The sequence below is a fragment of the Shouchella lonarensis genome (genome assembly GCF_900096965.1).
Classification (GTDB): domain Bacteria; phylum Bacillota; class Bacilli; order Bacillales; family Bacillaceae_D; genus Shouchella; species Shouchella lonarensis.
In genome coordinates this window covers 46,683-68,833 of sequence record NZ_FMYM01000004.1, presented here as the reverse complement: position 1 = coordinate 68,833, position 22,151 = coordinate 46,683, and the positions used below count along the sequence as shown (strand labels likewise).

The window sequence follows — 22,151 nt, the reverse complement described above, 5'->3', positions numbered from 1 at the left end:
CCAGTCGGGGCAGACTTTTAATCATGCACAACGTTTGGCTTTCAACAATGTTTTCAATGCAGCTTTCGCATCTGCTAGGGTTGCAAACTCCTGAAACGCTCCAATCGTGTAGACGTCAGATGTAGATAGGTCGAAGAGTTGAATTGAAAAACGACGGTCTGTATTTCCAGGTTGATCAGAAGTGATGAAGTAGCCGTCTTTAGTTGGTCGTGTTTCGATTTTTGTTTTGAAGAGGCGCATGTTTCCACGGCTAAACCAATAATACCCTGCCGCCGCATTCCGTGCCTTCATTTCAGTAATTGTTAACATGTGTAACATCTCCTTTGTTTGGTTGGTATATATTAATTATGTCGTGTTTCAAAGGGTGCGCACGCGGCGAAAAGGCGGACGATTTGCCGGGGAATTGCGGACGAATTTGTCCGCTGTTTCGCCGCGTACAGCTCCTTTGAGACGCGTTATGATATATGTAAGATGAAAAAGAGGGGGCTATTTTTATGGAAGCATGGAGATTATGTCCTGACGCAAAGAGGACAGAATATGAAGTCGTAACCTATGAAGATACGACGTTGGAAACTAAAAAAGAGTTAATTCAGCTTCCGGCTGATGGGGAGTTAGGTTGGTTGTTTGTTACAGATGGCGTTATGCTTTACTATAACAAGCGCGCGTTATATTCAGATTTGCTTCCTGACAACCCTGATCAGCCCCCAACAATCAGCACGGATGCGTTACGTCCGTTTCTAGCAATATGTGGACCAGTAATTTTTGTCGGCTTTGATGAAAAAGGCAACGAAGTAGGACTTAGTCAAGATCACTTTGATGCAATTATCAAGCATATACCTGGACAAATAGCAATTGAATCTTTGGGTCGAAGTGTTCCGTATTTTAGTATGGAAGAACGGGAAATCAGCGAAGATGAAATCATGGAGAACGACAAAGAGTTTTTGTTGTAATCATATTGGTGGCACAAGCCGTGCTCTTTTTTGTGGACGAATTTGTCCACAATATGTCCGCGGTATTGCCGCGGACATCCCCTTTTGGATGCGGCATAATGAATATGTAAGATAAAAAAGAGGGGGAACTGATATGGTGAATACTGTTATAGCGGTGGTTGCGATGATGACAGCCATACTGGCAGTTTTGAACGGGATTTTACTGAATAAGTTGGAAAGGAAAAAGTGGAGTGTAATTTGGTTTGCCGTAGGGGTGTGGTGGATTTTTATGGCGGTTGTGCACGCATTTGAAGTTGAGCCTTGGGTATAATTCGACGAGTAGTACAAACCGCGGTTTGTACTACTTTTTAATGACTTATTTTGGCACATAAAGACACCATATGTAATCAAAAGTCAAACATAACAATTATTTTAGGTTAATTTGACTCTATTTGTCTAAACATTCATATAGAAAAGAGAATTGGAGTTTGGTAAAATCGAATTGTGTTCTAAAAGTATGCTTACTGTTGTTTTGTGATGAAAGAGAGTAAATGAAGAAAAATAGGGGAGAGTGATAAAGTGGATTTTGAACGTGAGATAAGAGAGTTGCGGGATAAAATAAACAAGGAAGCAGGCTTTGGGGCGATATATATTCGTTCCGACAATCTGGATAAGCAAGCAAAAAAAGAGAAATGGTTCGTTTATGGTGCTACGGTGGTGCTGTTTCTTATTTCTTTATTTTGGTTTGTACCTTTTTTGAAGGAGGCCTTCAATAATCTTAGCTCTTCTTTTCCTGAAGTCTCCAATTTCCTGTTAGTGTTATTCCTATTATCGATGTTGTTGTTTCCTCTCGTAGTTGTGATAAATTTTATAAGGGATTTTGTTAACAATGCATACAATGATGTTGAGCTTAAGAAGGGTGAAAAAGAAAAAAGGGATGAAGGATGGCGTACTGAATTTATTAACTTTCTCCTGTCTCTGAAAAAACGGAAGTTCTTTAAGTGGCGAGTTTTATACTATCCATTGGTGTATGTAATCGCATTGTTAAGGTACATTCTATTCTATGGGAATCCACCTGTTGCCAACCTTCGCTTCCGGTTTAGTAAAGATGTATTTGATGAATGGGTTAAAGACAAAGGTTTAAGTTCTGAAGATATTAAGGGTTGCGTTCTTCCGTGTGTAGAAACGGAAATAAAGGAAGAGGAAAAGCGTTCTTGGCGTACATTTTTGGACAAATTGATACCTGCAATAGTAGTGGGTTTTTCTATCGCTATGCTTAGTATGCTTTTCAATGGAGCTATGCTTCAATTTAATTCTGCTTTTACAGTTGCAACGATGCCAAATCAAGAAGAAGCGCTGGATTTTTGGGAAGAAGCTACTGGAAAAAAGATAACAAGAGAAGAACTGATATCTAAACTAGATATCACGGAAAATTTGATAGAAGCAACCAAGTCTGGTTTTGTGATAATAATTGCTGGAGCAATCACAGGGAAAGCTTTGCATTGGTTTGTTTTTGAACTTAGGCGTGGCGCTAAAGTAAACGGGATGTTGCTAGCGAAGCGGGCTATTTATTCATATTTGAAAGAGAACAGTTCTAAATATGGAAAGACGGGGTAGTATTTGTGTTGCTTGAACTGTTATCGTCACTTGACTGTATTTCTTCATTAGTTTTGAAATGAAGAGAACCGTCTAATAGAGAGGTATGTCATTAGTTATTTTTACGGATAGAGAAAGAGTTTTCTGGAGAACCAAGTAAATAAACGAAAGTTGGTGTACTTGGTTCATTTTGGTTGGGCTTTCATTTGTGGCAGAATGTTTTAGGATAGCAAAAAGATATATACAGAGAAAAAGGTAGGGGTTAGTGTGGATGTGAAGAAAGAAGTCGATAAAGTATTAAGGCGTATTCACGAGAGGACAAAGTTTACCACGTTGTATGTCCGTTGCCCAGAACTTTGTGAACAAAAAAGGATGGATTTACGGGCAGAACGTTTTTTTGTAATTTGTTTACTCATTGCATATCATGTTTTTGTGGTTTTTTCGCTATTTAACGATGGTCAAAAATTTGTTTCCTCTATCATAGATTTTCTTCTGAGAGGTAAGGATGATCCAATTTTGACGGTGGTCTATTGGGGAACAGCTACCCTTGTACTACTTGCAATTCCATGGAGTGTGGCAAAACGATATATTGATAAGCAAGCTCGTAAAGCATATGATCTCGTAGAAAATAAATTTAGTTTAGATCATTTTAAATATGAATTGGCTGAAAAAGAATTTCGCGAGATGTTGAAAAACCCAAAAATAAACGAGCGGATTATACGTGAACACGCCCTCCCGTACCTAGAAAGGAAAATAAAAAGAAAAGAAAAACAGTCTATCCCTACTTATTTATCAAAAACGACCCCCCATGCTTTAATTGCCGTCTCTATTGCGCTCGTTGTTTTTTTATTCGATGGGATAAAAGAATTGATTTCGGATAAACCAGAAATTCTTAGTTTTCTTCTTTCCGCTTTTGTGCTAGTCTTTGTGTTGATATTTGGGCCCCTAATGTTGTTAGGAATAGGTATTAATTGTGTCCTAGCGTTGATTAATCATTCTACGTCTGAAATGCACAGGCTTGTGTTGTTAAGGAAGGCTGTTTTTATATACTTAGCTGAAAAAGACGCTAATTTCATCGATGTTTAGTATTTTTTCATAGTGAATAGCGTGACCAATACGTAAAAGGATGATTTATATGGATTTTGAGCATGGAGTAAGGAAGTTGCGAGATGACATAAGAAAAGAAACCGGCTTCTATAAATTGTATATTAAGGCCCCAGAACTTTCTGATGAACAGGCGCAGAGAGAGAAGTGGGGCATACTTTCTTCCGCGTTCGTACTGTTGATAATCGGTTATGTTGTGATCGGATTTTGGTTATGGCCCTCGCTTCATAACAACGTTATTTACAATTTCCACATAGGAATAAAGCTGATTGTGATTGGGGCACTTGTGATAATCCCACTAAAAATTGCGCGAGGATTTATTGAAAAAAAGATCAATCATGTGTATCAACGCGCATTAAAAAACAAGATCAAAGTCTCTCATGATAGTTCCTTTCCTGAACATATTTTCGAACGGGGAAGAAAAAGATGGAATAAATGGGTGAGAGATAATTCCTTAAGTATTGAGGATATAAAAGAACGCGCGTTCCCATATGTAGAGTTAGAAGTTGAGAGGGGAGAAAAGAGTACATGGCGTGGTTTTTTGGGAAAAATAATGCCGGGTATGGTTGTTGGTATTCCCCTCGCGGTTTTTGCTTTCTTTACAACTTCAGTAATAGCCGATTTCCAAATTGAAGTTCAAATGGCCATGTTACCAGAAGAAGAATTGAAACAACTATTGAGGGATACAGGTCGCAAGGTAACAACGAAAAAAGATTTTATTGCGGGGTTAGATGTTGATAAGCCTATGTCAAAAGCTTTCGATGGTTTTCTTCTAGTAGCTGTGGTGATGGTAATTGTAGGGCATATGTTTAACGCATCTTTATATGATTTTAGACCTGGGTCCAAAATAAATGCAACGATTCTGTTAAGGGCTGTAATTGAAACCTATTTAAAAGAGCACAGTGGTGAGGGGCGTGAGGTTCAGATATTTTCGCATGATGGACGAGTTTTGTCGTCAGTTATGGAGCGGACATCACATCGACAAGACTAGCAAACCGCTGATACGCATTGCGTATCAGCGGTTTGGTTTTAATCTAATTTAATCCACGGAATTTCTTGGTCTCCTAATTTAATTGTGTTCGACCAAGCCATACGTTTGATTTGATCGACTTGGTTTTGGGTAAGTCCTAGTGCGTTACCCAATAGGGCTCTCTCAATTCCAGTAAAAAGAATCGTGCCTTGTAGGATGGTAGGAAAGTTGTTATCGTGAGAGATAGCGAGCGTCGGGAGGTAATCGAAGGGGTCCTCTAGGAGGGGATACCAGAATGCAATACCTTCCGTATCTTCCGTCCCTTCTGTAACTCTGTACTCTCCTACGATACCACCAAACGAGTCTCGTCTTGTTTCCCGTGCCAATGCGTCCTTGTCATAAGAATCAATTTGCATGTCTGTTCTAGGTTTGGCGGGGTAAAAATATAATATTGTTGCTGCTGCCATGTTCAACATCTCCTTTGATTTAATTTACCTTACATATTTATTATGACGCGTCTGAAAGGGTATGTAAGCGGACAAATGGCGGACAAATTTTGGACAAGATGTGAGTTATATTGGTTGCGCTTTCATATTTGTGGTAAAATTTAAAATGGAAAGGAGTGAGTACAATGATATTACACACAGAAATAACAGGAAAAAGAGAAGGCACGCCAATACTATTTTTGCATGCAGGGTTGGAAACGGCACGTACAGACTTTTTAGAGCAACAAACATTTTTCTCGGCAAATTATAAAGTGATAGCGGTAGATATGTGTGGGCATGGATATTCGACGTATAGTGATTATAAGACATTCCCAGAATTAATTGCTCACACAGCTCAAAGTTTGCAAGAGACACTGGACCATCTTGGAGAGAAGGAAGTTCATGTTGCTGGGAGCTCGTTTGGAGCAATGGTTGCGATAATTTTTGCGAACAAATTTCCAGGCTATGTTGCTTCCTTATGCGTTTCGGGCGTCAATCCTTTACGAACAGAAGAAGTGATACAAGGTTTGGAAGAACAAAAAGAACAACTAGCTACAATACAAAACGATAAAATGACGGTTCGTGTGCTAACAGAGAGACATCAACAAAATGATTGGAAATTATTTATAGAAAAGGCGAGTGCGCCAGAAGAGTTTCCGTTTGAGGATATGGCATGTCTGCCTATAACAACAGAGATAGGCAGAACCCCAACGCTCATCATGTCAGGGGAAGAATCTATGGCTGAGGTAGAAGGAATTTGTTACTATAAGCAGAAATGTCCTAGTGCATCAGTAGCAGTAATCCCTTTTGCAGGCCATCTTGTACCGCAGGACGAGCCGGATTTGTATAATCATGTTTATCAATCGTTTTTGAGATCACTTTAAAAAAAGAGGCTTTTGGGACAGCCCCGCTTGTCTGAAAGCAACTACATGTGCTATAATAAAGATATGTGATGAAAGCAAATTAAAATTAATGCGAAGTTAAATATTATAATTATTTTTAGAATGTTCATGTTAAAATGATGCATACTTTGCAGCAGGTGTAGAAGCTGACGATCAGTTACAACAATCTATGGAAACTGTTAATTGATAAAAACATGAAAAAGAAAGGTTTGCAACGCTTCTCTGGTGTTAGCTCGGTAACTATTACAAAGCTTGGTAGAAATGAAAATGTAAATACTTCAAAGAATATGTGGGGCTTTAGAATGTGATATATGTGATATTTTGGAGTTTATTCCAGATGGAATCGAGAAAGGAGAGGAGACGGTTCGCAATGATTAAAGACACTATGAATGCTAATGAAAACGTAAAACCAAACAGCAGAGAAATGGCTGTATTAAAAGGAAACTTCCCTTCATGCTTTAATGTAGATGGTTCTTTTGATATGGAACGTTTTAAGGAGTTTTTAAGCGATAAGGTTACAGTAACTGGCGAAGGGTATGGACTTAAATTTTTGGGCAAAAACTATGCCCGGTTGCTAGCATCAGTTGATACCACAACAGTTGTCGTATCTGATGAAGAACATAATTTAAAGCCGGAAAATGTGGAAAGTGAGAATATCTACATAAGTGGTGATAATCTTGATGGATTAAAACATCTTTTGAAATCGTATTCGGCAAGGATTAAATGTATCTACATAGACCCTCCGTATAACACAGGGTCAGATGGTTTTGTATATAATGATAATTTCACTTTTACTATTGAGGACCTTTCCGAGAAGCTAAGTATAAGTGAAGAACAGGCGCAACGCATTCTGGATTTGACAAAGCGCGGGTCAGCCTCCCATTCAGCTTGGTTGATGTTTATGTATTCAAGACTTCTTCTGGCTCGAGACTTGCTTACCGATGACGGTTTAATTTTCATTTCAATTGATGATAATGAACAATCCAACCTTAAATTGCTATGTGATGACATTTTTGGAGAAGATTGTTTCTTAGGGAACTTTATATGGAAAAAGAGACAAATGGTAGATAGCCGAACTAAAAACGGTGTATCTAAGGATCATGACTATTTAATGTGTTACGGTCGTCAAGATACGTCGAGAATCAGAGGTAAAGCATCAGATAAAAGTAAATATACAAACCCTGATAATGACCCAAGAGGAGATTGGATGAGTGCTGATATGACAGGTTTAGCAACTGCATCACAAAGACCTAATCTGCACTATACAATTAAACACCCTGAAACAGGTGTGGAATATTCCTGCCCAAAAACTGGATGGAGATATGAACGTTCCAGAATGAAAGAGTTGATTGAAAACAATGAAGTTATATTTCCGTCTGAACCAACAGGTAGACCTCGTAGAAAAAAGTTTCTAAAAGATGTTAGTAGTGGTTTTACGGGTTTTAGTACAGTACTGGATCTTCCTGTATACAGTACTCAAGGAACTCGCGAAGTACGAGAGCTATTTTCAAATAAAGAAGTCTTTGATTTTCCGAAGCCTGTAGAATATATCAAACTAATTCTTGAACAAGGAATGAAAGAAGACGATATTGTTCTAGATTTTTTCTCTGGTTCTGCTACAACAGCACAAGCAATTATGGAGCTGAACGCTAAAGATAACGGGAATCGAAAATATATTCTGATTCAATCGCCTGAAAGATGTGAGAAAAAGAGCGAAGCGTATCAATGTGGTTTTCTCTCAATTAATGAATTAGGATGTAAAAGAATCTCTCTTGCATCAGGAAAAATAAAAGAAGAATATCCAGAAGCAACAGTAGACCTTGGCTTTAAGCACTTTACTCTTGTCGAACCACAACAGAACACTCTAGACAAGATTGAGAAGTTTGACCCTAACGAAAGCAAACTTTTCGCTGATAAAACACTGCTTAATGATTTTGGGAAGCCTACTATACTTACCACATGGCTTGTTAGGGATGGATACGGACTGACTGCTAATGCGGAGGAAGTGGATTTTGCAGGATATAAAGGCTGTTATATGGGAAAGCATCTTTATCTTATTGATTCTGAACTTCCAAACAAAGCTATTGAAGAAATTGTTGTGAAGTATGAAACTGACGGTGGCTTTAATCCAGATAATATCGTACTGTTTGGTTATAGTTTTACTTGGACAGAGGTGGAAGCTTTAAAAATTAATTTGAAACGACTGAAGGATACGGAGAAAAATCTACGTATTAACTTCGATATCCGCTACTGAATGGGGGAGGTATGTTATGGAATTGATCCTACAACGTGAACTACCACATCAGCAAAAAGCTGTAGACATAATAAGTGCGGTACTAGAGGGTGTGAACATTACCGCACCCAGACAAGTTTATGAAAACCCGACAATCTCTCTTTCAGATCCTGGGCTAATGTCAAATATTGGAGAGCTTCAAAAAAGCATACCAGTAGAATATCGTAGCAATATGTCCATCGGGAATTGCTTGAATCTAGATATTAAAATGGAAACTGGCACAGGAAAAACCTATGTGTACACAAATACAATATATGAGCTTCATAAACGATATGGACTCAATAAATTTATTATCGCTGTACCTTCCCTTGCTATAAAAGCAGGAACTGCGCAATTTTTAAAGGATGAATATGCAAAAAGGCATTTTTCAGACGTTTGCGGTTATGGTACAGAAATTGAGGTGGGTGTACTAGAGGCTCCAAAGAGCAGGAAAAAGGGGCGCTCCTATTTTCCAAGTGTTGTAAGTGACTTTGTAAAAGGCTCTTGCCGGAATACAAAAAAGATATATGTGTTGCTCGTTAACATGCAGTTATTAACCGTTAGGGTAAATGGGATGCTAAGTCGTGATGATTACGATTATGGTGTGGAGGGATTCTACAGACCTTTTGATGCCATTAGTGCAACGAATCCTGTTATAATTATTGACGAGCCTCATCGGTTCTCTCGTGAACAAAAAGCTTTCAAAGTTATTGCTGACGAGTTAAAACCACAGAGTATTATTCGATTTGGTGCCACTTTCCCAGAAACTAGTATTGGGCGAGGAAAGAATAAAGGAACAGTCAAAGACTATCAAAACCTAATCTATGATTTGAATGCTTGTGAATCCTTTAATCAAAACCTGATAAAGGGAGTGGCAAAGGAACATTTTGAACCCGTATCCAAGCGTGAAGAAAAAGTGAAAATCACTTCTATAGCTAGTAGGGAGGCCGTTAATTTTCAATATAAAAAACGAGATAAGGCCACGAAGACTTTTACCCTAAAAAAAGGAGACCCACTTTCTATTGTTAATGAAGCTTTTGCGGGGATTACGATTCAAGCCATAAGTACATCAACAGTCGAGTTTTCCAATGGTATTCAGAAATCAACAGGCGAAGAACTGGATGTAGGCATATATATGTCCTCTTATCAAGAACAGATGATACGTCTTGCCCTCGAACGTCACTTTGAAACTGAAAAATTAAATTTCTGCGGACGTAATTTCAAAATAAAAACATTGGCATTGTTTTTCATTGACGATATATCATCATATCGCCCGAATGAGAAATATAAAGCACCATATCTGCTTCAGACGTTCGAGAGGTTACTCAAAGAACGAATAGAATCGGAAATATGTACCCTAGGCGAGCATGAAGCAGAATACAAAGAGTATCTGAAAGCAAGCCTTATTAATATTTCGGCTTGTCATGCAGGCTATTTTGCACAAGATAATAGTGATTCAGATGAGGATATCGCGAAGGAAGTAGATGCTATTCTTCATAGCAAAAAGCAATTGCTATCATTTAAGAAGACTGATGGTGGCTACAATACTTTAAGATTTTTGTTTTCAAAATGGACGCTGAAAGAAGGATGGGATAACCCAAACGTTTTTACCATAGCAAAATTACGCTCTAGTGGAAGTGAAAATAGTAAGTTGCAGGAAGTTGGCCGTGGATTACGTCTGCCTGTTGATGAAAATGGCAATAGAATTTCCAACGAACAGTTCCAACTAAACTATATTGTTGACTTCACAGAGGCTGATTTTGCTGAGCGCTTGATAGATCAGATAAATGGTGAACTTCCCCAATCTTCTTCTATAAGTGAAGAGCGTCTGGACGAAGTAGCTAAGAAGCTGTCCTTAACTCCTGATGAGCTTTTTGGTAAGTTATACGATAAACATTACATCGACAGGCGAATGAATATAAAACCGGACAAAAGAGATGCGTTTTTTGCAGAATATCCGGACTTTGCCACCGGTTTATCTTCAGGTAAGGTAGAAGACCGAAATGTTGCAAGATCTAAGCCTGTAAAAATACGCAAGGCGGTTTACAATGAAATACGGGAATTGTGGGAAACAATCAATCAACGGTACCTGATATTTTATGATGATGATTTAGATTCTGATATGACAGAAGTTGTTTTGTCATTGCTGGAAAAACCGAGTGTTTTTACGGATGTTGTTATGACTAGTTCCAGGGATATTGTAAAAAATGATGGTTCACAGATGACGATTGTTTCTGGCACAGGTGTGCAAGGTATAATTTCTAAACCAATTCCCTACAATGAGTTTTTAAAGAGAATCATGTGTGGAACAAATATTTCCATTGAAGTATTGCATGAAGCATTGTGCGAGTATGTAAAAAGAAATGGGGATATTAACTCTGAACACATCAATGAAAATTCTGTGAGCATGATAATACAACAATTCCAAGAATGGAAACATAAAAATTTACAAGGGCGCTTCCGTTATGCGAAAAGTCGTACCCCTATTGGATCAACTGCACTTTCATATGAAGACGGATCTCCACGTGAAGAAATTGCGCAAGGGCGTATCGGTACAAAGATTATACCAGGTACTCCAAGTGATAAGTACTTATATGATGCTTTTGCTTTTGATTCCCCATTGGAACAAAAAAATATGATGTCGAACATTGAAGAAGTCATTGTATATGGCAAAATTCCACGTAGTAGCATAGCAATACCAACTATTACTGGAGGAACGTACAGCCCAGACTTTATGTATGTGGTAAGAAGATCTACAGGAGAAAAAGAACTTAACATCTTGGTTGAAACCAAGGATGTAGAAGATAAAACTAATTTGCGTGGAACAGAAGAAGCGAATATGGAATGTGCTCGTGTTTTCTTCGATATGCTGTCAAAAGATGGATACACTGTTTGCTTCCGCGACCAACTAAATAATAAGCAAATTGCTCAAATCATTAAGGAAGTTTTGGTAGAGTAACACACCATCCGCGACCCATTTTATTGATGAAGAGCATTGCCGCCTGTCGATGAAATGGACGCAGGAGGGAAGAGTTTTCCTTTATAAATTTCTAAAGGAAAAAGGTATTCTCCCGATGATTGAACAAGAAAGAGAAGCAATATAGTAAGGAAGAAAGAAGCATTTATGGGCTCCAAATAGGGGCCCTTTTTTGTGTGTACTATGAATTGATATGGATGTATAACTGACAAGCAGTGCGGGGGATTAATCTTCTCATTTCTGGAGTGTTAAATTAGCTAAAGAGAAGCTCTTTGGAAGACCCATCGCTACTCCTAAGACAAGAGACGTAAAATAAGGTTTTTTGAACCAAAAATTTGTTTCTGGGTTTTTGGTACGATTTTGGTACGGGGCAAAAATGAATCCCCTGAAACCCTTGATAATAAAGGATTTCAGAGGAAGGGTTCAATTCCCACCGTCTCCATTTGTAGAGAATTATATTGTTGGAATGAAAACCTCGGAAGTGTTGATATATCAACGGTTTCGGGGTTTTTATGTTTTGAGGAAACAACGTACAATGACGTGGTTTTATGATTTTTTTTGCATCCGTTTTGCATTCAAATGCTACTCCATTGCGTAGAGTTTGCTCGCCGCGGTGTTAACTTCTGGCGATTATTTTTGTTCCACTTCATCCAAGATGTGTGAGTAGGTTTGGAAGGTGGTGATAATATCTTTGTGACCTAAGCGACGAGAGACATATTGTGAGGAGACAGTGGTATGCCCTAAGGACGGTACAGGTTTTTATCAGGGAAATAGAAGAGGATTTGTCTAAGCAGAATGGAGAATGATGAAGAGTTTTTGACGTTGGTAGCACAAATCGTCCATGGTTTGTGCTCTTTTTTTGCGGACGAATTTGTCCGCAATTTGTCCGCAAAATCGTGGCGTACAACTCCTTTTGAACGCGTTATGATATAGGTAAGATGAAAAAGAGGGAGCTGTTTTATATGGAAGTATGGAGATTATTTCCTGGCACAAAGGGAACAGAATATGAAGTCGTAACCTATGAAGATACGACGTTGGAAACCAAAAAGAATTGATTCAGTTTCCGGCTGATGGAGAGTTAGGTTGGTTGTTTGTTACAGACAGAATTATGCTTTACTATAACAAGCGGGCGTTACCCTGGTCAGCCCCTAACAATCAGCACGGATGCTATACGTCCATTCTGGCGATTTGTGGACCAGTGATCTTTGTCGGCTTTGATGAAAAGGCAACGAAGTAGGACTTAGTCAAGATCATTTTGATGCAATTATTAAACATATACCTGGGCAACTAGAAATTGAATCTTTGGGTCGAAGTTTTCCGTATTAGTATGGATGCGTAAGACCGAGAAATTAGCGAAGATGAAACCATGGAGAGTGACAGGGAGTTTTTATTATAATCATATTGGTAGCACAAACCGCGGAGGGTTTGTGGTTTGTGCTCTTTTTCGAACGGATTCGTTCGAAAATTGTTTATCATTTCGTTGCCAGTTTATTCACTATAATAGTTAGTTTAATTCGACAATATATGTCGAAACATTCCCATAGACAAAACAGCTCAACGCACAATATAATATAGTTGCACCATAGAACAACGTCCAAGGAGGAAGTAAAACAGTGAAAAAAGGGAAGTCATGTCTGATTTTAGGGTTAAGTAGTGTGCTAGTGTTGTCCGGAACAGTAGGGTCACCTACGTATGCACAAGGAGATGACACAAATGCTGAAGAAGTTGAAACGCTAGAAGAAATTTCTTCAGACGAGCAACTTGAAGATGGTTTGGAATTGGCCGATGGTGAGGAAGAATACACGTTAGGTGAGCTTGAACAAATGTTGTTGGCTTATTTTGATGAACAGGGGCTTGAGTTGGAAGTTGGCTCGGCAGAGTTTGTGGAATATTTGATGTTGCAGCAATTGGAGAGCACAGATGAAGAACTCTTGAAACACCCCCAGTATGAATTACTTGATTACTATATGGGTGAATACGTGTATCAGTTGGATCAAATGCAAGTATTTTATGAGCCTGAAGAAGTTGGAACTGAAGTATCTGAACAGATGTCAAAAGTGACGCTGGGAGAATTGGCGGAGGATGTCGCGTTGCTACAGCGAGAAGAAGCCGAGTTTGAAGAAGAGTTAGAGGAAATGTGGCTATTGGAAGATATGAATCCGATTGTTCAGGCAACCTCAAAAGGAGGATATAATCGTACTAAGGCGGCTAATTATGCCAACAAACATGGTGCAAAACCTAATTACAACTTCGGAGTGTATCCTAAAAATTGTACTAATTTTGTGTCGCAAGCAGTAAATGCAGGCGGATTATCAGAGAAGAAACCTAAGTCTGTAAAAAGAGGTATTACTCAAACGACAGCGCATTGGTATAATGATAACTACCATGATTGTGGTGTTAGCGCAAACAGTTGCTATATGCGCGATAAGTTGTCTACTTCTTGGATACGTGTGACTGATTTCTATACTTACTGGACAAAGACCAGAAAGATGAGAGCGCAGACGAGCTCAAATGTGAACACCATTATCAAGAATGCAGCGGTTGGTGATGTGATTCAAATTCAAAATAGCAGTGGTCGGTGGTTTCATTCTGTTATAGTAAACCGAAAAGCCAATGGTACGGTCTACGTTTCATCGAATACGGCCAACTATTCTAACAAGAATATCAAAGATCGGATAAAAGGGCAAAAATTTAAAAGCTACCGAGTTATTAACTTTAAGTAGTGCAGGCAAACAAAATTTTTTTAAAGGAGCCATCAATGACAAGTAAAAAAGGGGTTGTGTGGGTTTTAGCGGTTGTTTTCATTTTTATAGTCGGTTGGATAGTTTATTCTATCAATCAATCACCTAAGTGGGTCGGTGTCTCTGAAGACGGGAATTGGAAAGTGGAGTATGACAGAGATAAAACTTCACCTGCTGGGGAATGGGTAGGCCTGATACACTGGACGGGTGAGCTGGGGAATGAAGTTCAATTGATGAAGATTGAGCTAATAGAGAATGATGAAGTCATTCATGATCTTAATTATTATGATGAAGATCGTTTAATAGAGCAAAATGATGACGCTTCTCTTATGCGTAGTATAGGATCGATCTTCAAAGATGGGAAAGTGAAGGTCCAGCTAAAAGTTTATTGGGAAGATAAAAATGGAGAACATGAGGATGTTATTGATGTGCTTCCTAAAAAGCGATTTTTTGTGGTTCCGGTGTTAGACGATCTTGAAAACTCATAGCTTTTCGCCTTATAGGTAAGGGGCTGTCCCAAAAGGTCATAAAAAACGACCTTTAGGACAGCTTTTTGTGTTTTTTAAACAAAAAAACACAAAAAAAATCGCCCACTCTGTTAAAATGGAGTTATCCCTAAAACCATTAGAAAAGAGGCGATTTCTTTGAGCAACCAAAAGGCTACTTTCTTAGAGTATAACATAAATCAATTGAATCTTCCTATGGATTTCTCAGATCTTATCCCAGAAAATCATATTGCCCGTGTGATAAACGATATGGTCAACAACTGGATGATCAACTAATTGGACAAATTTTTAAAGGGCAATCTTGTACTCAATCGGACTATTATATCCAAGAGTACTGTGTAGACGTTTTGTGTTAAACCAATGAACATAATCTCGCTGTTCTCTATCGAGATCATTCAGCGTATCAAACACGTATTGCTTCACAAATTCGGTCTTAATCGTCTTGAATGTCGCTTCTGCAACGGCATTATCATACGGGCATCCTTTCATGCTCAAAGAGCGCTCGATGCCAAACGTATGAAGCGTTTTGTCGATCAGTTTGTTCTTAAACTCTGACCCCCGATCTGTATGGAATAATTGTAACTGGCGTAAATCACCTGAAACGGATGCAAGGGCTTTTGCCACGGAAGATTTGCTAGAGGAAAAGGATTGATTTTACTGTGCACAAAATCTCAAGCATTTTTCTTCGCTTTGCTCGCCCGCTTTCTTGGTGCAGGTTTTTTCGTCTTGTCTAGTGATGCTTGAAGGGCAGACATTAAATCAGTAACATTATCTGGAGGAGCATGTTTTTCATTTGGCGTGACAGTACGATTTGACTTCTTGGCTTCAATGAGTGCCATTAAAGCAGTTCGATAATCGTCCGTGTATTTTTCAGGTTTGAATGCTGTCGTTAATTGGTCTACAAGCATAAGTGCTGTTTTTAACTCTTTTGGACCGACTGTATCCTCTTCTGGAATATTTGGTACATCGCGCACATTGCGGACTTCGTCAGGGTAATGGATTGTCTCCATCACAAGCGCATGTTGATAGACTCTAACAATTGCCAGTTGCTCCTTTGAGCGAATTGTAATTTTTGCTACACCAATTTTTCCCGATTGTTCTAGGGTGTGGCGTAACAATGTGTATGCTTTGGCACCGGTGGCGTCGGGAGACAAGAAGTAGGTGCGTTCAAAGTAAATAGGATCGATTTCAGTTAGCTGCACAAAATCAATTATTTCTACCGTTTTGTCTTGATTTTCTTTCCGTAAGTTTTCAAGCTCTTCGCGATCTAAAACAACAAACTTATTTTTCGCGTATTCGTATGCTTTCACGATGTCTTCGTCTTTCACTTCTTTCTGACACCCTTCACATACTTTTTTATAACTAATAGGTGTATGACATGTTTTATGTAGTTGTCTTAATTTAATGTCTTTATTTTCTGTTGCCGCATGTAATTTAACTGGAATATTGACAAGACCAAAAGAAATGCTGCCTTTCCAAACCGTATGCATGTGGAGTCACCTCTTTTTTTTATACTATGCGATCGTTTAAACATTTTTATGTATGTTAAATGGAAATCACCAAACACTAACGAGAAAGTGAAGGAGGTGTTCTGGATGAAGCCCATGCTTTTAACAGAAGCGATTGAAGCGCCCACCGGAAAAGAATGGATGTATGAAGCGAAATACGACGGCTTTAGGTGTATGTTCGTTTGGGAAAAGCAGCCAATGTTGATTGCCAGAAATGGTCATAAGTTAAACGCCATGTTTCCGGAGATTATTGACTTTTGTCATAAGTTACATGACAACGTTAAACCTTTTTTACCACTCACATTAGATGGGGAATTGGTGTATTTATCAAATAGCAAAAAAAGCGAATTCTCCATGGTTCAAAGAAGAAGTAAGATGAAGGATAAAGATGTCATCGCTGCTCATGCAGCATCTTTTCCGTGCCACTTGATCCTATTTGATGTATTAACCTATAAGGGACAAGCACAAGTGAGTCTTGACTTGGTGATACGGAAACAACTGCTTTCAAAACTATTTCAGGCATTAAACCTACCTGTAAAAGTGGATGATCAGGACGTGCGACGGTTACAGGCAATTGAGAGCCGAGGACAGTATCAGCCACTGTGGCATACAATTCAAGCTTATAATGGAGAAGGGATCGTGGCAAAAAAAAGAACGAGCCGATGGGCGACGGGTGTGAGAACGAAGCAGTGGTTAAAGGTGAAAAATTGGCGGTATGTGACGGTTATTATAACGGATTATGATGCTGAGAATGGTTATTTTGGGGGATCGGTGTATCAGCAAGACCAATTGATGGACATTGTCGTTTTTAAGCATGGGATGACAGATGACGAACGAAAAACGTTGGTCAAGTTTATTCAAACAAATGGAGAGAGAAAAAACAAAATATGGAAATTAACGCCGTGCATTTGCGTAGATATTGCTTGTATTGGATTTGATGGAAAGTTAAGAGAGCCAAGGTTCCATTCTTTTCGCTTTGATCAGTTACCGGAAGCTTGTCACTGGCGTCATATGCAGCGGCAGTTAAACCCCCTACCGAAAGATGTGACAATGACACATCCTGACAAGCCTATATTTCCAGCAATCAGTCAAACAAAAAATAATTATTTGCTATATTTACAAATGATAGCTGGTTACATGTTGCCTTTTTTGCAAGACCGTTTATTAACAGTCATTCGTTATCCTCACGGTGTACCAGGAGAACACTTTTACCAAAAAAGTAGTCCTAAAAATGTCCCTCATTTTGTGTCTACTGAATTACACGATGAAACCAACTTCATTCTTTGTAACAATATTGAAACGCTCCTTTGGTTAGGGAACCAATTGGCACTCGAGTTTCATGTTCCTTTCCAACCAATTAAGACGGAGAAACCGACGGAAATTGTCTTTGATCTTGACCCGCCGTCAGTAAACGAATTTCATCTTGCGATTGATGCGGCGTTACAGTTCAAAGCCATTTTTGAACAGTTTCAGTTGACGTCGTTTGTGAAAACTTCTGGTGGCAAAGGTATACAGCTATACATCCCATTACCATATGATACATTTACGTATGAGGAAACGGGGATTTTCACACAGTTTGTATGCAAATTTTTAGTGGAGAAGAACCGTGATTGCTTTACAATAGAGCGGTTAAAGAAGAACCGTGGGAACAAATTGTATTTAGATTATGTCCAACATAAAGGAGGGAAAACAATCATTGCGCCATTCTCACCGCGAGGGAATGAAAAAGGGCTCATTGCAGCGCCTCTACATTGGGACGAAGTGAACGAACGATTGCGTCCAGAGGCGTTTACAATGCCGACAGTATTAGACCGCATGTATACAGTCGGAAATCCTTTTCGCGACTTTAGAGAGGTAGGGGAGAAGCAGGCTTTTAACAAAGTATTGGACGAGCTGAAAAAACTCTGAAAAGGTTTGCTAGCCTATTGACACTGTAAACAAGTGATGATTTGATATAAGTAGAGATACATGTGGATTGGGAGGGTATTTATGAACCATAAAAGGATATGGAAACATATGGAGCACTTCGGCAGTGAATATGTTACTTTGGATGCACAATTAGATGGAATGATTGCGAGGGGAGTGATCATTTATCAAGATAAGGAAGCATTTCTTGTTGTGTACGAAGTGTCTTTGGATGGAAACGGGTTAACAAAAGAAGTGAAACTAGAAATCGACCGCTCGAAACAGTTAGTCCTCAAAAGTAATGGCGAGGGAAAATGGTTTGATGATGAGGGTCAAGAGATAAAATCATTAAAAGGCGCAATCGATGTTGACATTTCGATCACACCGTTTTCTAATTCGTTGCCAATTCGTAGATTAACATGGGAAAAAAATCAGTGTAGGGAATTTGAAATGGTGTACATCGCTGTCCCTCATTTAGAAATACAGAAAGTGACACAGCATTATGAATATATTCGTGAAGAGAAGGGTTTACGGTATTTTCGTTATCAGTGTAGGTCATATGAGACAATGATTACGGTGGATGAAGGGGGGTTTGTTGTTGAGTATCCGGGTGTGTTTTGTGTGAGATAATGATGACTGTAGTGATTGATTTAAAAAGACTCCGAAGACATGATACACTTCAAGCTCTTTTGTGTATTGTCCTACGGAGCCGTTTTACATTTACACGATCAAATCATTGATCTGAATGAATTTTCTATTCTGTTAATGTTATCCCAGAGTACTCGCCAGGACGTGAATCGTAACTGTATACATATAGATAATACGTTCCTGGATTAGCTTGGAAAGCGCCGGACAAGTCTAATCCAGATGTGGTCGCATAGGCAACGGGATTGGTGAGATCTGTTTCTGAATAGACAACCCAGTTCATGCCGATGTTTTGTGTGTTCTCAACATCGATAGAGACGTAGGGTGATGAGTCCACGTCGATCGCAAAAATGTCTAACTCATTATTTTCATCAAAGCCCCCAACAAACCCGGTGTTGAGCGGTAAAGGGGTTGCTGTGTCAATGGATTCGTTTGGTTCAATGGAAGAGACGATATTGCTTGCCACGCCATGGAGGACGACCTCACACGCCACTTGGTTATGTTCATTTACCGTATAATCAGTAAAGTAAGCGGTTACAGTTTTGTAGCCATTCCACGGTTTTTTGGCTAATTCTTCTAATGCATGATCAAGCACAGTGTTCAGCTGTTGCCAATCATGCTCGGCTCCTGCTGTTTCTTCCCCGATATAGGTTCCTTTCAGTAAAAATGTTTGAAAAGAATTGGATGTTTGTTCGGTGAGCGCGACATTTGTTAATGGCAGGATTTCTGTTACTTCATTTTGGACCGACACAAGTGATTTTGGTGTAGGTGGTTGTAAATAATCATCTGACACGGCAGGGTCAATATGGTTGTTGTTACGGTCGATGAGGTGTTGCATATATTGTTGGTATGCATACTTTACAGCGCTATTGAGACTCAATGTTTCTCGATAATGGTCATAAGCAGGTGCGTTATTTGCAAGAATGGTTTGATGTAGCTCATCTAATAAGTCAAATCGATGGGTGTACATATAGGATTGCAAAGCAAAAGCATAGTTGTAAAAATCCCATGTGCCGTAAGTTGCGTATAATGTTTGTTCAAGCGTATATCGATCGCGTGGATGCGTAGCAAAATTGTTGATAATCGTCTTTCGAGGCACGACACGGTCTGTACGGGTTGACCCTGCAAAGAATTCTGCGCCGCCTTCTGAAAACCATGTAAGACGTTCGTTTGCATAAATAGGTCCTTGGCCAAATAGTTCAGGAATAAGGTACCGTCCTTGTAGATAGTGTGTCATCTCGTGTCGGAACAAATCTTCTAAACTGTAAATACTTTGCTCTGGTGTGCGCTCATACGTAAAGAAAGTCCCGTCTCTTTCAATATAAATACCGCCATTATTTGTGTCGTATCCGTATAATAAACGGTTCATGCGATATTCCTGCGGGCTATTGTAAATGACAATGGTAAGTGTATCATCGTGATCGCTGTCATGAACGGGGGTATCTGATCCGACAACCCGATGAAATTGTGCTTTAACTTCTTTTGAGGCCCAGTATAGACGGAGAATTTTTTCGTCTGTGACATCTTCTCCAGTTTTCATCACGATCGACTCATCATCAAATACCGTTGTTTTCGGTAAATAGTAGTCTTTACCATCTTCTATCAGTTGTGCATAGTCAATCGTGTTTCCGTTGTAATCAATGCCATCATAAACAGTAGAGATTTGTTGTGCTGCTGTGTAGTACGTTTCGCTTAAATAGGGGTAAATGTCTAATGATTCTGTAATGGTTTGCAATCCTATGGAGGAAGTCGTGTGTAACTCGCCGAGGCGACTGATGTAGTAGATGCCATTGTTAATGATCCAGTCTGTATCGTTTGTGACTTCCCCGTACAAAGCGATGGTGCGTAGTTCGTTTAGGAATGAGTCAATTTGTTGGAACCATGGTGATTGTGCTGGTGGCAGATTATGACTACGCAAATAACTTGTAATGTCGTAATCAATCCCGCTAAGCAAGCTATATAGTGCATTTCCTTTAGAATACGATTTGGCGTATGGGACAAAATTAGCGTTGAATTGTTGCAAAATAGGTGTTGTCAATGTGACGATTTCGTCATTGCTCGAGGCGTTCCCAATAAGTTTTCCATAGGCGTCGACGACTTTATCCTGTTCAGCTGTACCAAGTGAGAAGGCAGGATTTGTAGCGATGGCTTTCAAAGCGGGTAGACACTTGTTATGGAAATCTTGTTCATTAAGATAAGCAAGATCAGAATAGTAAAACCCTAGATAAAAACCAGAACGCAACACTTCTACGAGTGTGTCAATACCTTGCGAGTCGGCTGTTGTATACGTGTGTCCTCTGCTTTCTAATGCATCAATAATAAATTGAACACGGGATTCATCTTCATAAAATTTAAATGAATCTGAATTAAACTCAAATAAATCAGGGATGTCGTACCACTGAATTGTAACCAGTAATTGTACCAATGCGTCATAGCCAAGTGTGTTAAGGTAAGCCATTGAATACGATGCTGTAGGGAGGGTGATGTGACTGGTAGATAATGTCTCGTCATAAGGGGGCTGGATAGAAAGGTCAGCAAGTTTCATTCTTGATTGGAAAGGAAGAACTTCATATGTCTGAGTATCATGTGCCAACTCGTCTTGTGGCATTATGCGTCCTGGTGGACTGTGTGCAGATAACAACGTGTCTTTTGTTGCTAACGTTGTGACAGCCGGTTTGGTTGGCCAACCGTGTAAGGATGATGTTGGTTCGGGTCCAGCTTGAGCCATACTTGACGGATTAATGAGTACGTGGAGTAGCAGTGCACATAGGGTGAAAAGTTTTAATATGGTTTTCATTTTATGCCTCCAAATTTTTATTGAGATAACTGAAGAGCGTGAGTCATAAATTATATGAGTGCGCATGAGGAAATGTTCATCAGTTATTTTGCTATGCAGTTTGAGCAAGAAGTGTGGTTGCTGTGTCATATTTTTGAAAGGAGGGGTTGCATCTGATGTAGAGATGCGTTAAAATCGAGAACACGGAATGAATATTCATTCCGATCGTAGGTGAGGTGACAAAAATGAATGAAAAAGAGAAGGATATCATTGAGGCAGCGCTAATATTATTCGCGGAGCGTGGTTATGACGGGACAACGGTACCACTTATTGCGGAACGGGCACATGTTGGTGCGGGAACGATTTACCGTTATTTTGAGAACAAAGAATCGTTACTGAATGTTATTTTTAGCCGATATGTGCAGTTGTTATCAAAGACGTTGCAAACAGATTTTCCAGAAAGTGCGTCGACACGGGCGCAGTTTAGGCATTTGTTTTATCAGCTTGTTCGATTTTCAGAAACAGATTTATCAGCACTAATGATGATTGTTTCGCATGCGAATGTTCGTCATTTGAATGATTCATGCGTCGCTGACTACGAAGCATTTCTCGATTTTGTGCGGGCCATTGTTGAGAATGGTGTCGCAAAAGAAGTGATTCGTCCGTTGCCGACAAATGCAGTGATTTCCATCGTATATGGCGCATTTATTCATTTGGCACAGTCGATTCAGCATGGAGAAATTGAATCGTCACCGCGATTGTTACAAGAAGTAGAAGAAAGCCTTTGGCGTGCGGTTAGTTTATAGATGTACTGATTAATGGGGGTTAGAAAAAA

General features: G+C 39.3%; 18 protein-coding genes and 3 pseudogenes. 16 read left to right on the top strand and 5 right to left on the bottom strand.

Annotated elements, in window-relative coordinates; translation table 11 throughout:
- Positions 1–21: 21 nt before the first annotated feature.
- Entirely contained in the window at positions 22–309 is a 288-nt protein-coding gene (locus BLT29_RS04840) for a DUF7447 family protein (RefSeq protein ID WP_090775200.1), read from the bottom strand.
- Positions 310–494: 185 nt separating this feature from the next.
- Between BLT29_RS04840 and BLT29_RS04835 the strand changes: the two genes are divergently transcribed.
- The 5 genes from BLT29_RS04835 to BLT29_RS04820 all read left to right on the top strand — a co-directional run bounded on the left by BLT29_RS04835 (position 495) and on the right by BLT29_RS04820 (position 4,620).
- Positions 495–950 carry a hypothetical protein gene (locus tag BLT29_RS04835; RefSeq protein WP_090775199.1) on the top strand — a complete coding sequence of 152 codons (456 nt, stop codon included), beginning with the start codon at positions 495–497 and terminating at the stop codon, positions 948–950.
- A gap of 133 nt (positions 951–1,083) precedes the next feature.
- Entirely contained in the window at positions 1,084–1,260 is a 177-nt protein-coding gene (locus tag BLT29_RS13290) for a hypothetical protein (RefSeq protein WP_176763809.1), read from the top strand.
- Positions 1,261–1,508: 248 nt separating this feature from the next.
- A complete protein-coding gene (locus BLT29_RS04830) occupies positions 1,509–2,546 on the top strand; it encodes a hypothetical protein (RefSeq protein WP_090775198.1) in 1,038 nt (345 codons plus the stop codon).
- Positions 2,547–2,798: 252 nt separating this feature from the next.
- Positions 2,799–3,611 (top strand): hypothetical protein, encoded by an 813-nt coding sequence (locus BLT29_RS04825; protein ID WP_141769849.1) that lies wholly within the window; start codon positions 2,799–2,801, stop codon positions 3,609–3,611.
- A 49-nt stretch (positions 3,612–3,660) separates the two neighbouring features.
- Complete coding sequence (locus BLT29_RS04820) at positions 3,661–4,620, top strand: hypothetical protein (RefSeq protein ID WP_090775196.1); 960 nt, start codon at positions 3,661–3,663, stop codon at positions 4,618–4,620.
- Between the two features lie 38 nt (positions 4,621–4,658).
- On the opposite strand, the gene BLT29_RS04815 is transcribed toward BLT29_RS04820, so the two are convergent.
- Positions 4,659–5,066: a hypothetical protein gene (locus tag BLT29_RS04815; protein ID WP_090775195.1), complete on the bottom strand. Its 408-nt coding sequence runs from the start codon at positions 5,064–5,066 to the stop codon at positions 4,659–4,661.
- A 164-nt stretch (positions 5,067–5,230) separates the two neighbouring features.
- Here BLT29_RS04815 and BLT29_RS04810 point away from each other — a divergent pair, with 164 nt between their 5' ends.
- The 8 genes and pseudogenes from BLT29_RS04810 to BLT29_RS13620 form a co-directional block, all read left to right on the top strand.
- On the top strand, positions 5,231–5,968 hold the full coding sequence (locus tag BLT29_RS04810; protein ID WP_090775194.1) for an alpha/beta fold hydrolase: 738 nt from the start codon (positions 5,231–5,233) through the stop codon (positions 5,966–5,968).
- Positions 5,969–6,132: 164 nt separating this feature from the next.
- A pseudogene (locus tag BLT29_RS04805) lies at positions 6,133–6,364 on the top strand (helix-turn-helix domain-containing protein).
- Positions 6,357–8,240, top strand: coding sequence for a site-specific DNA-methyltransferase (locus BLT29_RS04800; RefSeq protein WP_090775193.1), 1,884 nt, complete (start codon positions 6,357–6,359; stop codon positions 8,238–8,240). Before BLT29_RS04805 ends, BLT29_RS04800 begins: the two are co-directional and overlap by 8 nt.
- 16 nt (positions 8,241–8,256) lie before the next feature.
- Positions 8,257–11,217, top strand: a complete 2,961-nt coding sequence (locus BLT29_RS04795) for a type III restriction-modification system endonuclease (protein ID WP_090775192.1) — start codon at positions 8,257–8,259, stop codon at positions 11,215–11,217.
- A 1,069-nt stretch (positions 11,218–12,286) separates the two neighbouring features.
- Complete coding sequence (locus tag BLT29_RS13070; RefSeq protein ID WP_141769848.1) at positions 12,287–12,472, top strand: hypothetical protein; 186 nt, start codon at positions 12,287–12,289, stop codon at positions 12,470–12,472.
- Between the two features lie 376 nt (positions 12,473–12,848).
- Positions 12,849–13,958 (top strand): amidase domain-containing protein, encoded by a 1,110-nt coding sequence (locus BLT29_RS04785; protein WP_090775191.1) that lies wholly within the window; start codon positions 12,849–12,851, stop codon positions 13,956–13,958.
- Positions 13,959–13,993: 35 nt separating this feature from the next.
- Entirely contained in the window at positions 13,994–14,464 is a 471-nt protein-coding gene (locus BLT29_RS04780; protein WP_090775190.1) for a hypothetical protein, read from the top strand.
- A 156-nt stretch (positions 14,465–14,620) separates the two neighbouring features.
- Positions 14,621–14,778: pseudogene (locus BLT29_RS13620) on the top strand (IS5/IS1182 family transposase); the annotation flags it as partial.
- Here BLT29_RS13620 and BLT29_RS04775 read toward each other — a convergent pair.
- Both BLT29_RS04775 and ku read right to left on the bottom strand, forming a co-directional pair.
- Positions 14,771–15,106 (bottom strand): annotated as a pseudogene (locus BLT29_RS04775) (IS3 family transposase); the annotation flags it as partial. The pseudogenes BLT29_RS13620 and BLT29_RS04775 overlap by 8 nt on opposite strands.
- Positions 15,107–15,153: 47 nt before the next feature.
- The gene (gene ku, locus BLT29_RS04770) at positions 15,154–15,972 is read right to left on the bottom strand and encodes a non-homologous end joining protein Ku (protein WP_090775188.1); all 819 of its coding nucleotides are present in this window, start codon (positions 15,970–15,972) and stop codon (positions 15,154–15,156) included.
- A gap of 105 nt (positions 15,973–16,077) precedes the next feature.
- Between ku and BLT29_RS04765 the strand changes: the two genes are divergently transcribed.
- The gene (locus BLT29_RS04765) at positions 16,078–17,898 is read left to right on the top strand and encodes a DNA ligase D (protein WP_090775187.1); all 1,821 of its coding nucleotides are present in this window, start codon (positions 16,078–16,080) and stop codon (positions 17,896–17,898) included.
- A gap of 81 nt (positions 17,899–17,979) precedes the next feature.
- Entirely contained in the window at positions 17,980–18,525 is a 546-nt protein-coding gene (locus tag BLT29_RS04760; protein ID WP_176763808.1) for a putative glycolipid-binding domain-containing protein, read from the top strand.
- 124 nt (positions 18,526–18,649) lie between these two features.
- On the opposite strand, the gene BLT29_RS04755 is transcribed toward BLT29_RS04760, so the two are convergent.
- A complete protein-coding gene (locus BLT29_RS04755; protein ID WP_176763807.1) occupies positions 18,650–21,337 on the bottom strand; it encodes a collagenase in 2,688 nt (895 codons plus the stop codon).
- Positions 21,338–21,561: 224 nt separating this feature from the next.
- Between BLT29_RS04755 and BLT29_RS04750 the strand changes: the two genes are divergently transcribed.
- Entirely contained in the window at positions 21,562–22,122 is a 561-nt protein-coding gene (locus BLT29_RS04750) for a TetR/AcrR family transcriptional regulator (protein WP_245701087.1), read from the top strand.
- Positions 22,123–22,151 lie beyond the last annotated feature (29 nt).